12 protein-coding genes are annotated in these 12,827 nt (G+C 70.0%); 7 read left to right on the top strand and 5 right to left on the bottom strand.

Features of this window, described 5'->3' with window-relative positions:
• Positions 1-46 precede the first annotated feature (46 nt).
• Entirely contained in the window at positions 47-1,162 is a 1,116-nt protein-coding gene (locus SKC42_RS06835; protein WP_330963526.1) for a hypothetical protein, read from the bottom strand.
• On the bottom strand, positions 1,162-2,316 hold the full coding sequence (locus tag SKC42_RS06830; protein WP_330963525.1) for a phosphotransferase family protein: 1,155 nt from the start codon (positions 2,314-2,316) through the stop codon (positions 1,162-1,164). Before SKC42_RS06830 ends, SKC42_RS06835 begins: the two co-directional genes overlap by 1 nt.
• A gap of 55 nt (positions 2,317-2,371) precedes the next feature.
• On the opposite strand from SKC42_RS06830, the gene SKC42_RS06825 reads away from it, so the two are divergent.
• Both SKC42_RS06825 and SKC42_RS06820 read left to right on the top strand, forming a co-directional pair.
• Positions 2,372-3,010, top strand: coding sequence for a TetR/AcrR family transcriptional regulator (locus SKC42_RS06825; RefSeq protein ID WP_330963524.1), 639 nt, complete (start codon positions 2,372-2,374; stop codon positions 3,008-3,010).
• Positions 3,007-3,885, top strand: coding sequence for an SDR family NAD(P)-dependent oxidoreductase (locus SKC42_RS06820; RefSeq protein ID WP_330963523.1), 879 nt, complete (start codon positions 3,007-3,009; stop codon positions 3,883-3,885). Before SKC42_RS06825 ends, SKC42_RS06820 begins: the two co-directional genes overlap by 4 nt.
• Positions 3,886-3,919: 34 nt before the next feature.
• On the opposite strand, the gene SKC42_RS06815 is transcribed toward SKC42_RS06820, so the two are convergent.
• A complete protein-coding gene (locus SKC42_RS06815) occupies positions 3,920-5,305 on the bottom strand; it encodes a DUF222 domain-containing protein (RefSeq protein WP_330963522.1) in 1,386 nt (461 codons plus the stop codon).
• Positions 5,306-5,472: 167 nt separating this feature from the next.
• Here SKC42_RS06815 and SKC42_RS06810 point away from each other — a divergent pair, with 167 nt between their 5' ends.
• The 5 genes from SKC42_RS06810 to SKC42_RS06790 are packed head-to-tail and all read left to right on the top strand — an operon-like array spanning position 5,473 to position 9,589.
• Positions 5,473-6,435, top strand: a complete 963-nt coding sequence (locus tag SKC42_RS06810; protein ID WP_442932027.1) for a DUF4129 domain-containing protein — start codon at positions 5,473-5,475, stop codon at positions 6,433-6,435.
• Positions 6,432-6,914, top strand: a complete 483-nt coding sequence (locus tag SKC42_RS06805) for a hypothetical protein (protein WP_330963521.1) — start codon at positions 6,432-6,434, stop codon at positions 6,912-6,914. The genes SKC42_RS06810 and SKC42_RS06805 overlap by 4 nt, the downstream gene beginning before the upstream one ends.
• Positions 6,911-7,870 (top strand): AAA family ATPase, encoded by a 960-nt coding sequence (locus SKC42_RS06800; RefSeq protein ID WP_330963520.1) that lies wholly within the window; start codon positions 6,911-6,913, stop codon positions 7,868-7,870. Before SKC42_RS06805 ends, SKC42_RS06800 begins: the two co-directional genes overlap by 4 nt.
• A gap of 7 nt (positions 7,871-7,877) precedes the next feature.
• Entirely contained in the window at positions 7,878-9,146 is a 1,269-nt protein-coding gene (locus tag SKC42_RS06795; RefSeq protein WP_330963519.1) for a DUF58 domain-containing protein, read from the top strand.
• A complete protein-coding gene (locus tag SKC42_RS06790) occupies positions 9,143-9,589 on the top strand; it encodes a hypothetical protein (protein WP_330963518.1) in 447 nt (148 codons plus the stop codon). The genes SKC42_RS06795 and SKC42_RS06790 overlap by 4 nt, the downstream gene beginning before the upstream one ends.
• Positions 9,590-9,599: 10 nt before the next feature.
• On the opposite strand, the gene nuoN is transcribed toward SKC42_RS06790, so the two are convergent.
• The gene (nuoN, locus tag SKC42_RS06785; protein ID WP_330963517.1) at positions 9,600-11,201 is read right to left on the bottom strand and encodes an NADH-quinone oxidoreductase subunit NuoN; all 1,602 of its coding nucleotides are present in this window, start codon (positions 11,199-11,201) and stop codon (positions 9,600-9,602) included.
• The gene (locus tag SKC42_RS06780) at positions 11,201-12,778 is read right to left on the bottom strand and encodes an NADH-quinone oxidoreductase subunit M (protein ID WP_330963516.1); all 1,578 of its coding nucleotides are present in this window, start codon (positions 12,776-12,778) and stop codon (positions 11,201-11,203) included. Before SKC42_RS06780 ends, nuoN begins: the two co-directional genes overlap by 1 nt.
• Between the last annotated feature and the right edge of the window lie 49 nt (positions 12,779-12,827).

The following is a 12,827-nucleotide window of genomic DNA, read 5'->3' as shown; positions in this document are numbered from 1 at the left end:
AAACCTCGAAATTCCGCTCAACTACTCGACGTTCGCGGGGCTGGTATCAGGGGGCGACGGTGAGCCAGTCCTTGAAGCCCGAGGGGTCGTGGCGGCCGAGCGCGCCGTGCTCGTACAGGCCCCAGCCCTCCACCGGCTCGCCGTCGCCGTCGCGGCAGACCGCGCGGCCGACGTGGTCGATGACCCCGAACCCGGACCGCCCGATGATCGCCGGGTCGGTCATGTCGTAGGTCAGCCGCTCGACGAACTTCTCGCCCTTCCACACGCCGTGCAGCCAGTCCGAGTCGCCGCCGTAGCCGCCCCCGACGTGAATCGGCACGGGCAGCTTGGATTCCACGTCGAAATGGACCGGCGTGCCGTCGGGCGCGGTTGCGTCGATGGTCGCGCCGGTCGGGATGCGGGTCCCGGAGCGGTAGTGGATCTTGACCCGCGGCCAGCCGAGCTGTTCGACACGCCCGTCACGCCAGACGCGGGTGCAGTCGTTGAGCGAGCGGAACCCGTTGGGCTCCTCCTGGATGATCAGCACGATCGCGAAGTCGTCGAACGCCATCGGCACGTACAGCCACCACATGCCCTCGAACGGCGGGTCGGCGGGCCGTCCCGCCGGCTCTGGCTCACCGATCGGCCGGATGCCCCAGGACCGGTCGCGGCTGCCCAGCCAGGCCGCCGGGTCGACGGCGATCTCCTCGCCGTCGATCGAGATGCGGCCGCTCCAGCTGCCGAGCTGGGCGAACCGCTGCGCGTTCAGTGTCACCCGGTTTCCCGAACGCAGCACGTGCGGCTGTTCCTGGACGACGTCGAACAGGCCCTCCCACGTGAGATCCGCTGCGATGCCTTCGGTTTCGTCGAGTACCAGGCGCAACCTGCGCAACGGCTCGACGACCTCGATCCGGTAGCCGTTGACTTGCTGGTTGAGCCGGTCTTGGTCGATGGCGTCGGACAGGTGCACCGCGGTCTGCGTGTCCCCGCGGCGGACGAGGAAGAACGCGTCCTTGACGCCCAGGTTGGGGTAGTAGCCGATGCCGCTGATCACGAAGATGTCGCCGGTGCGGTCGTGGGCGTTGAAATAGGAGCGGTCGTAGAAGTTGCGGTCCGAGGAGCCGGGCCACGCGATCGGCTGGGGGAGTTGGTGTACCGGGAACTCGTCGAGCGGTCCGAGCATCACTGATCCCCTCCGATAAGCCGGCGCATCAGACCGGCGTGGTAGAACAGCGACTCCACGTCGTCGGGTTTCTCCATCTCGCCGAAGTGCACGCGCCGCGCGCCGGTGCGCATGAAGACGCACGCCCACATGACGCCCGAGTAGACGTAGAACCAGTTCAGGTCACCGACCTCCACGCCGGTCAGCCTCCGGTAGGTGGCCCGGACGTCCTCCTCGCGCATCACCCCAGGCAGGCCCGGCAGCGTGGCCAGGCCGGCGAGCTCCTGAAACACCATGTGCGCGTATATCATCCAAGCCACGTCGAGTTCGCGGGGTCCCAGCGTCACCATCTCCCAGTCCAGCACGGCCACCGGCTGGAAGTCGCGGTACAAGACGTTGCCGACCCTGGCGTCCCCCCACAGCAAGACCGGCTCGGCGGCGGCGAGCTCGGCCGGCCAGTTGTCCTGCAGCCACTGAAATGTCCGCTCCAGCAGCGGTGATCGGCCGATGTCGGGCACGGCGAAGTCGTACCAGGCCCGGACCCAGTTGAAGTGCCGCCGCAGCGCGGTGTCCCCGGCCGAGCTCGGGTCGCCGGCCTCGGTCAGGAAGTCGAACGTCTTGTCCGCGTTGGGGATCGAATGCAGTTTCGCCAAGACACCGACCGTGGCGTCCTGCAGTTCACGTTGCCGTTCGGCGGGGGCGTCGGAGAACCAGTTGCCGCCGAACGTGTACGGCATGACGTCCGGGGGCACCTCGCCGTCGACGTAGTCCATCACGAAGAACGGGGTCCCGAGGACGTCGCCGGTGGCCTCCAGCCAGCGCACGGGCGGGACCGGGACGTCGGTGAGTTCGGCGACCTTGCGGATCACCTCGAATTGGTGGTCGAGCCGGTACGTCGGGAACACCTGAACGTCATCGGCGGCGGGCGCCACCCTCGCCACCATCTTCTGCTCCCGGGGCCGCCCGTCCTCCTGCCAGCGGGTGGTCAGGATGATCGTCTCCGACGACATGCCGGTCGAGTCGATGCCGCTCTCGACGGTCACCTCGGGCTTGGCGTCCGCCCCGCCGGGGAGGACGGTCGACAGCCATTGCGACAGCAGCGCCGGTAGGGTCGTGACATCGCGGCTGGATCGTTGGAGTCGATCGATCTCTCCGATGGCCGGTTCGTTGGGCACAGGCGCCCCCTTCTTTGAGACTCCGTGAGGCAATTACGATACCGTAGGTAGCGTTATGAAAGCAGACCCGTCCGCCCTTGACAAGGGTCTTGATAAGTCCCCCGACAGGGCCCTCGATAAGGCCCCCGGCGCGGGGCGCCCGCGCGATCCGCGCATCGACTCGGCGATCTTGTCGGCGACGGCGGAACTGCTTGTGGAGATTGGCTATTCGAACCTCAGCCTGGCGGCCGTCGCGGAACGCGCCGGCACCACCAAATCCGCGCTCTACCGCCGGTGGTCGAGCAAGGCCGAACTCGTGCACGAGGCGGCCTTTCCCGCGACGCCCAGCGCGCTGGAGGCGCCCGCCGGCGACATCGCCGCCGACCTCCGGATGATGATCGAGGCGACCCGCGCCGTGTTCACCACCCCCGTCGTGCGGGCCGCGCTGCCCGGCCTGGTGGCGGACATGACCGCCGACCCCGCGCTGAACGCCCGGGTGAGGTCGCGCTTCACCGACCTCTTCACCGCGGTTCGGTTCCGGCTGCGGGAGGCCGTTGATCGCGGCGAGGCGCATCCGGACGTGAACCCCGACCGATTGATCGAGTTGATAGGGGGAGCGACGATGCTCCACATGCTGCTGCGACCGGACGAACCGCTGGACGACGCGTGGGTCGAACAGACCACCGCCATCGTCGTGCACGGGGTGACGCGGTGAGCGGGCGACTGGCGGGCCGGGCCGCGATCGTCACCGGCGCCAGCCGCGGCTTGGGCCGGGCGATCGCGCTGGCGCTCGCCGCCGAGGGGGCGTCGATCGCGGTCGCCGGGCGCACCGAACGGGTGTGGGACGACCGGCTGCCCGGAACCATCGGCGAGACGGTCGCCGCCATCGAGGCAGCCGGCGGGCGCGCCGTGGCGGTGCGGGCGGACCTGACCGAGCGTGACGACGTCGTCGGCTTGGTGATGGCAGCCCGAGATGCGTTGGGCGCCATCACGATTCTGGTGAACAACGCGGCGTTCACGGCGCCCGGGCGGCCGCCGGTGGCCGGCGCCGAGCCGCGCGCCAAGACGGCTAAGCCCGGCAAAACCGCTAAGCCCGGCAAGCCCGGCTGGCCGGGGTTCGTCAGCACGCCCCTGGCCGCCTACCGGCGGCATTTCGAGATCGGGGTCTTTTCCGCCTACGAGCTCATGCAACTGGTGTGCCCCGACATGATCGAGGCCGGCGGTGGCTCCATCGTGAACATCAGCTCGGTGGCCTCGCGGTTGCCGGGCAACGGTCCCTACGCCGATCGCAGCGGCGGGGTGCTGCCCGGTTACGGTGGATCGAAGGCGGCGCTGGAGCATTTGACGCAGTGCGCCGCCTACGATCTGGCCGACCACAACATCGCGGTCAACGCGCTGTCGCCGTCGAAACCGATCCTCACGCCGGGCCTGGCCTACTACGCCCGCGAATTCGACGACACCGCCTCCCCGGACGAATTCGCCCGCGCCGCAGTGGAATTGACGCTGGTCGATGCCGCCACGGTGACCGGGCGCACCATCGATCACGCCCAGGTGCTCGACGGCAGCTTCCGGCCGTTCGAGGTGAGCTGAGCCGGCTTCGTTGCCGTGACGGCGTTGTCGGGCCTCACCCCTCCCTCCCGCCGGGCGGGTCGGGATCGCCACGCAGCAGCTCGTCGGGGTGGTGGGCGTGGTTGACCTCGGGTGCGCCGTCACCTTGCGCCCAGCCCAGCCGCCCGTTCTCGGCCACCTCGGTGCGCCATTCGCCCCGGGTGGCGGCGCCGTGGTCGCCGCCGCAGGCGAAGTGCAGTTTGTCGGCGTCGGTTTGGCCGCCCGCCGCCCAGTCCGGTGAATGGTGCACCTCGCAGCGGTAGCCGGGTTCCACGCAGTTGGGCCGGGTGCAGCCGCGGTCGCGGGCATAGCAGATCAGCCTCTGGTCGGCGGTGGCGATGCGCCTCTCGCGGCCGAGGTACAGCGGCCTGCCGGTGTGCTCGTCGAACACCGCCAGGTAGTGAATCGCCTTGGCGGCCAGGCGGATCAGATCAGGCATTGGCAGCCGTGAGCCGCCTCCCGTGATGGCCGGTGCGGGCATCTGGAGCGACGGGTCCGCGGTGGCATGCGCGGCCCGATCCAGCTCGGCCAGCGTCGTCGTCACCACGACGGTCACGGGGTGTCCCCGGTGCGTGCCGAGCCCGCCCGACCGGATTGCGGTCTCGAGGCCAAGCTTGAGCGCGTCGTGGCAGCGCTGGGCGGGTGTGCGCGCATCGTGGGCCGCCGGGTCGCCCTCATCGGGCATGTGGCGCCCGGGCCGGACGGCGGCCTCGAAGGCCTCGAAGTAGGCGCGGGCCTCCGGGTCCAGCAACCCCTGCAGCCGGGACATGCCATCCGGGCCCTGCGGCCACAGGCGCACCCCGCGGCGGCGCGCACGGTCGGTGTCGGTGAAGAGCCCGTCGGGGTTGAGGTGGTCGGCGATCCGCTGGCCCAGTTTTGCGACGACACCGGCGTCGAGCTTGGTCGCGTGCCGCACCAGGCTGCGCTCGCCGTCGGCGACGTCGACGGGCGAGACGCCGGAGGGGAGCACGTCGACCGCGTGGCAGACCGCACGGATGTGGTCCTCACCGACGGCGCCGGCTTCCACTGCGGCGGCCAACTCCGGCAGCTCGGGCTCCAGCGGAGGACCGGTGAGCGAGCGGCGGGGCCGGATCCGTGCCGCCAGCCTGAAGCGCCGGACGAGTTCCCGGGGCGGCACGCGAAGCCGGGCCCAGAGCACGTCGCGCACCGCCGCGGCGCTGGGGCCGCCGTCGGGCTGTTCGGCGATCTCGGCGAAGAAGCGATACATCAGGCCGCGGTTGGTGCGTTCCTGCGTCTCCAGCCGCTCGGCGACCTCGACGCGGAAGTCGTTGCCGACCACATCGGAGCTGGTTGCGCGGAGCACGGCGTGGGCGGCGTCGATGGCACCCAGGGCAGACGTGATCAGCTCCCGTGCCTCCTCGGCGCCCACGCTCCGACCCATGAGGCGACGGTATGAACCGCCCCTGACAGATCCCCGCGCGCCCGCTCCGCGCAATTCCCGGCCTGTGGACGAAACCGCAACTGTGGATAACCCGTCCGTCCTGGCGGTAGGCGTGTTTGACGTGCGACTATGTTTGACGTGCGACGATGAAGGAAGTGACCGGTCGAGTGCCTGGGGTGGACAAAGGGCCTGGGGTGGACAAGGCGACGGGGCGTGTGGTCGCCCTGATCGTGTTGCTGATCGTCGTCGCGGCCGCCCTGCGCGGATACCTGCCGGCCCAGGGTCACGCGACGCGCGCCGAGCCGGGCGGCGGGCGGGCGGCGCTGATGTTCGTGATCACCGCCCTGGCCGGGACCATGACGTTGCTGACGATCGCCGTCGTGGCGCGGCTGCGGGATCCCCGGGTCGTGGCCCCGAACTGCGGGGAACTCTCGGAGATGCTCGGCACGGGCCGGGGCCGGCCCAGCTGGCGGGTGCTGCTGATCGGGCTCGCGGTGATTGTGGCGTGGCTGCTGACGGTGGCATTGCTGATGCGCATATGGATGCCGCACGATGTCACGCCGTCGCCGCCCACCTCGACCCCGACCGCGCCGCCGTCGGGGCAGGCCCACCCGCCGCGGCCGCAGCCGCACCCGCAGGACAACAACGCGGACATGTTCCGGATCTTGCTCCTGACCACCATCCCCATGCTGCTCGTGCTGATCGTCGGGTCCGTCATCATGTCGGTGCGGCGCCGCCGTGTGGCCACACCGGGCGCGATGGCCGAATACCAGCCGGAACCCACGGCGCCGGCGTCGCAGTCGCTGGCGCGGGCGGCCGAACGCGGGCTGGCCGAGATGGCCGATCCCGGGCGCGACCCGCGGGAGGCGGTCATCGCGTGCTACGCGGCGATGGAGCGCGAGCTGGCGAACGTTCCCGGCGCCGTTCCCCAGGAGTTCGACACGCCGACCGAGGTGCTGGCCCGCGCCGTCGACCACCACGCCCTGCATGCCGACAACGCCGTGCGGCTGGTCCGACTCTTCGCCGAGGCGCGATTCAGCCCGCACGTGATGAACGAGGACCACCGCGACGTCGCCGTCCGGGTCCTCCGGCTGGTTCTCGACGAACTGGAATCGCGGAGCGCCGCATGAAAAGGCTTGTCGCCCTGGGTTCCTGCCTCGTCGTGGGAGTGGAACTGCTAGCGCTGATCATGCATGACCGCCGGTTCGTGCTGGTGGCGGCGGGTGCTGCGCTGGCGTTGGTGCTGCTCAGCGTGCGGCGCGCGCTGGGCCGCGGCCCGGAACTCGGAGACGAGGCGGAACCGGACGATCTCGGGGATTCGTTGCGCCGCTGGCTTGCCGCCACCGAGTCGACGATCCGGTGGTCGGAGTCGACCCGCGCCGACTGGGACCGCCACCTGCGCCCGATGCTGGCACGGCGATACGAGATCACCACGGGCCAAAAGCAATCGAAGGACCGGGCGGCGTATCACGCGAGCGGCCGGATGCTCTTCGGGCCCGAATTGTGGGAGTGGGTGAACCCGAACAACGTCACGCGCACAAGTGACCGCTCGGCCGGTCCCGGGCGCGCGGCGCTGGGAGAGATCCTGCGACGGTTGGAGCAGGCATGACGCTACCCGCGGCGACCACCACGGCGCACTGCGAGGCCGTGCTCGACGAGATCGAACGCGTGGTGGTGGGCAAGCGTGCCGCCCTCACGCTGATCCTCACCGCCGTCCTCGCGCGCGGCCACGTCCTCATCGAGGACCTGCCCGGCCTCGGCAAGACGCTGATCGCGAGATCGTTTGCCGCGGCGCTCGGGCTGCAATTCACCAGGGTGCAGTTCACGCCGGACCTGCTGCCCGCCGACCTGCTCGGATCGACGATCTACGACATGCAGTCCGGTCGATTCGCCTTCCGCGCCGGGCCGATCTTCACCAACCTCCTGCTCGCCGACGAGATCAACCGCACCCCACCCAAGACCCAGGCCGCGCTGCTCGAGGCGATGGCCGAGGGTCAGGTCAGCATCGACGGCGAGACACACCAGCTCCCAAAGCCTTTCATCGTTCTCGCAACGGACAACCCGATCGAGTACGAGGGCACCTATCCGCTGCCCGAGGCGCAGCTCGACCGATTCGCGATCCGGCTCGAACTGCGCTACCTCTCCGAGCGTGACGAGACCGCCATGCTGCGGCGCCGCCTCGACCGGGGGTCGGCCCAGCCCACGGTCAACCAGGTCGTGGACGCTCACGACCTGTTGGCGATGCGGGAATCCGTCGAGCAGGTGACCGTGCACGAGGACGTGTTGCGGTACGTGGTTTCGCTCGCCACGGCCACCCGCCACCATCCCCAGGTCGCCGTGGGGGCCAGCCCCCGCGCGGAACTCGACCTGGTGCAGCTCGCGCGCGCCCGTGCCCTGTTGCTGGGGCGTGACTACGTGATCCCGGAGGACGTCAAGGCGCTTGCGACGGCGGCGGTCGCACACCGGATCACCCTGCGGCCCGAAATGTGGGTGCGCAAAATCCAGGGCGCGGACGTCGTCGACGAGTTGCTGCGGCGCCTGCCGGTGCCCCGCACCAACGGGTGACGCCGGCGTGATCGCGAGCCGCGAGGCCGAGTTCCGCTGGCGAGCATCGCCTTTGACTCGAGCCATTGCGACGTGCGCGGGCCTCGCACTGGCCGTCGCCGTCATCGGCGCGCAGTGGCGGCTGGTCGCGTTCGCCGCGCCGCTGCTCGGCATCCTCTGCTCGATCAGCTGGCAACGCCCCGTGCCGACGGTGCGCGTGCGCGGCGAGCCGGACGTGCAGCGCTGCTTCGAGGGCGAGCAGGCGCGGCTCGAGGTGTGGGCGACGGAGGAGCCCGGGACCGTGGGGTCGTCGACCGTCCGCCTCACGGTGCCGCCCGTCGACGGCATGCAGCTCGAGGTGGCCAAATCCGAATCGCCCACAGCGACAACGGTTGCGGCGACGGCACAGCGCTGGGGCCGTTACGCGATCCGGGCCCGCGTCGACGTGGTCGCGCGCGGGGGTCTGCTGGAGGCGACGGGCACCGTCGACGCCGGGGACGTCATCGTGTTCCCGCTGACGCCCCCGCAGCTGACCCCCATCCCGCAGACCGAGCTGCTCGACCGGTTGGGCGCACATCTCACCCGGCACATCGGACCCGGCGTGGAATACGCCGACATTCGCCCCTACGTACCCGGTGACCAACTGCGGGCGGTGAATTGGCCCGTGAGTGCCCGTCGCGGCCAATTGCACGTGACGCAGCGGCTCACCGATCGCGCCGCCGACGTCGTGGTCCTGATCGACACGTACCGGCAGCCGGCAGGGCCGGCGACGGTGGCCACCGAACGGGTGGTGCGCGGCGCGGCACAGGTGGTGCAGACCGCGCTGCGGCACGGCGACCGGGCGGGCGTCGTCGCCCTCGGGGGGAACCGCCCCCGGTGGCTGGGCGCGGACATCGGGCAGCGGCAGTTCTATCGCGTGCTCGACACCGTGCTCGGCGCCGGCGACCAATTCGAAAACACCACCGGCACATTGGCCCCCCGCGCGGCAGTGCCCGCGGGCGCGATCGTCATCGCGTTCTCCACGCTGCTCGACACCGAATTCGCGCTGGCCCTGATCGACCTGCGCAAACGCGGCCACGTCGTCATCGCCGTCGACATCCTCGACAGCTCGCCGTTCGAGGGGGAGCAGGATCCGCTGGTGGATCGGATGTGGGCGTTGCAGCGCTCGGCCATGTATCGGGACATGGCGAGCATCGGGGTCGACATCGTGTCGTGGCAGGGGGAGCGCAGCCTGGAGCAGTCGATGAGCGTGCTGCCGGACCGCCGCCGCCGCGTGCGGGGAAGGCTGCGGCGATGAAGATCGCGAGTTGGGGTGCGCACGTGTTTTCCATCGGCTTCGGCCTGGCGATGGTGGGATCGGCGGCCCTCGGGTCTCACGGAATCGCGGTCGCCGCCGGCGCGGCGGCGCTGGCCGCGGTGGGTGTCTCGGTGGCCGTTCGCCCCGCCGCGACGTTCGCGGTGCTTATGGCGACGGTCACGGTCGCGCTGACGGGTCCGCCGCTGGTGCTCGTCGCGCTGTCGGGGCTGTGCGCGGCCGGCTACCTGGTGTGCCGTCACGCGGTCGGGACCGCCCCCGGTGTGGTCATGGGAAGCTGGCCGACGATCGTTGCGGCCGTTGGCTTTACGTTCGCCGGGTTGGTTGCCGTGTCGTTCCCCATGCAGGTGCCGTGGCTTCCGCTCGTGGCGCCGCTGGGCGTCCTGGCGATTTACGTGCTGGCCGCGCGCCCGTTCCTGGGGTAAGCCGCGCCGCTCAGCGCAGCAGCTGGGCGGCCTGGTCGGCCAGGTCGAGCACCGGCTGCGGGAAGATGCCCAAAACGACTGTCATCAAAGCGCAAATCGCGATGGCGGCCTTGCTCAGGATGCCGGGCGACACCACATGCGGGGTCCGATCGGTGGCTTCGGTGAAGAACATCGACACGATCACCCGCACATAGAAGTAGGCGGCGACCCCGCTCGCGACCACACCCACGACGACCAACGGCACCGCGCCGCCCTGGGCGGCCGCCTTGAACACCGCGAGCTTGCTGACGAAGCCGCTCGTCAGCGGGATACCGGCGAACGCCAGCAGGAACATCGAAAACATCACGCCCACAATGGGCGAGCGCTGCCCGAGCCCCGCCCAGTTCGACAGGGTGGCGTCCTCGACGCCGTCGGCGTTGCGGATCAGGCCGACGATGGCGAACGCCCCGACCGTGCTGAAGCTGTACGCCAGCAGGTAGAACAGCGTGGCGGAGAGTCCGGCGGGATTGTCGGCGATCACGCCGGTGAGGATGAAGCCGACGTGCGCGACCGACGAGTAGGCCAGCAGGCGTTTGACGTCGGTCTGATTCACCGCGGTGATGGTGCCCACCGCCATGGTCAGGATGGCGATCGTCCACAGCACGGGACGCCACTGATCGTGCAGCGGCGGCAGGGCGACGTAGACGACCCGGAGCAGTGCGCCGAACGCCGCCACCTTGGTGGCGGCCGCCATGAACCCCGTGATCGGGGTGGGCGCGCCCTGGTACACGTCCGGGATCCACGAGTGGAACGGGACGGCACCGACCTTGAAGAGCAGGCCCACCGACAGCAGCGCGACGCCGACCAGCGCCAAGGAGCTGTCCCCGTGTGCCGCGAGCGCATCCCGGATGCCGGGCAGCAGCAGCGTGCCGGTCGCTCCGTATAGCAGGGCCGAGCCGTAGAGGAAGAACGCGGACGAGAAGGCGCCCAGCAGGAAGTACTTCATCGCCGCTTCCTGCGAGAGCAGCCGGCGATGGCGGGCCAGCCCGCACATCAGGTACAGCGGCAGCGACAGGACTTCCAGGGCCACGAACATGGTCAGCAGGTCATTGGACGCGGGGAACACCATCATGCCGCCGACGGACAGCATCGCCAGGGGGAAGAGCTCGGTCTGGGCGGCGCCGGCCCGCTGTGCCTCGCGCTCGGCGTCGCTGCCTGGCACCGCAGATGCCTGCGGCGTAAAGGAATCCAGGCCGCCGGCGCCGGCGGTGCCCGTCGCCGTCCCGGCGGCCACCGCCACCTTCGTCTCGGCCTCGGCCTGGGTCCGCTCGGCCATGAAGACGATCGCCATCACCGCCACCAGCAGCACGGTGCCCTGCAGGTAAAGGGCCGGCCTGTCGATGGCCACCGCGCCGAGCACCGCGGACCGGCCCGTCGCCGGAAGGGAGCGGCTCACCGCGATCACCGCGACGAACGCGCCGATCAGCCCGCCGAGGGCGAGCGCCACCTGGGCAACGTAGCGAATTCGCCTGGGCAGGAACGCTTCGACCAGCACGCCGGCCACCGCGACGCCGAAGACGATGAGCATCGGGCATAGCAGGAAGTACTCGACGCTGGGGGTGGGAATGGGCATCAGTGCGGTCCTTCGGCGGTCGTCGGCGCTTGCGCCGGGGTATGCCGCGGCACAGTCGGCGCGGGATCATGCTGGCCGATGGTGGTCATGGTGTTCTCGACGGCGGGGTTGATGAGGTCCAGCACCGGCTTGGGGTAGACGCCCAGGCCGAACAGCAGCGCGATGAGCGGTGCGACCACGATCAATTCGCGCGCCCGAAGGTCGCCGATGCGTTCGTTGCCGCTGGCCACCGGACCGGTCATGACCCGCTGGTAGAGCCACAGCATGTAGATGGCGGACAGCACCAGCGCGGTGACGCCGAACGCGGCCGCCAGCCAGTACCGGTTGAAAGTGCCCAGCAGGACCAGGAATTCGCTGACGAACGGCGCGAGGCCGGGCAGCGACAGGGTGGCCATGGCCGACACCAGGAAGGTGCCGGCGAGGATCGGTGCTACCTTCTGGACGCCACCGTAGTCGGCGATCGCGCGGCTGCCGTGCCGCGATATCAGGAAGCCCGCGATGAGGAACACCGCCGCGGTCGACAGGCCGTGGTTGAGCATGTATAGCGTCGACCCGCTCTGCCCCTGGCTGGTCATCACGAAGATGCCCAGGATGATGAACCCGAAGTGGGAGATCGAGGTGTAGGCGATCAGCCGCATGATGTCGGTCTGGCCGATGGCCACCACCGCGCCGTAGATCACGCCGATCACCGCCAGCACGATGATCAGTGGCCGGAAATAGGTTGAGGCGCCGGGGAACAGCTCCAGGCAGTAGCGCAGCATGCCGAACGTGCCGACCTTGTCCATCACGGCCATCATCAGCACCGCGGTCGCCGGGGTGGCCTCCACCGCGGCGTCGGGCAGCCAGCGGTGGAACGGCCAGAGCGGGGCCTTGATCGCGAAGGCGAACATGAAGCCCAGGAACAGCGCCTTGAACACCGCGGGATCGGCGCCGTAGCGGCCCGACGCGACGCCGGCCACGATGTCCCGGAAGTCGAACGTGCCCGAACCGTGCTGTGACGTCACGACGTACAGCCCGATGACCGCGGCCAGCATGATCAGGCCGCCGAACAGGTTGTACAGCAGGAACTTCACCGCCGCGCGCGACCTGCCCCGGCCCTGGCCGAATCCGCCGATCAGGAAGTACATCGGGACCAGCATGGCCTCGAAGAACACGTAGAACAGCAGGACGTCCAGCGCGACCACCGAGACCAGCACCATCGATTCGATGGCCAGGGTCAGGGCGACGTAGGCGTGGACGCTGCGCTGACGATCGCCGCCATCGTTCCAGCCGGCCACCTGCAGCAACGGGATCAGCACGGCGGTCAGCAGCACCAGCACCACCGCGATGCCGTCCACGCCGAGGGAGTAGCCGGCGCCGAACGCCGGTATCCACTGGTGGCTCTCGACGAATTGATAAGTGGGCCCGCCGGCTTTGAAGCCGACGGTGACGACGAGCGCCACCGCCAGGGTCAGGACCCCGAAGACGAGGCCGGCCCACTTGGCGAACTGGCGCATGCCCGGCGGCAGCACGATGATCACGACGGCGCCCGCCAATGGCACCAGCCACAGCACGCTCAGCCACGGGACGTTATTCACGAGCGCCGCTCCTCCACATCGCTGGGCACTGCACCATCGCCGGCGCGCT

Source organism: Mycobacterium sp. 050134 (assembly GCF_036409085.1).
Classification (GTDB): domain Bacteria; phylum Actinomycetota; class Actinomycetes; order Mycobacteriales; family Mycobacteriaceae; genus Mycobacterium.
Note: the sequence above shows the minus strand (reverse complement) of the source record. Positions and strands in the feature narration are given on the sequence as shown.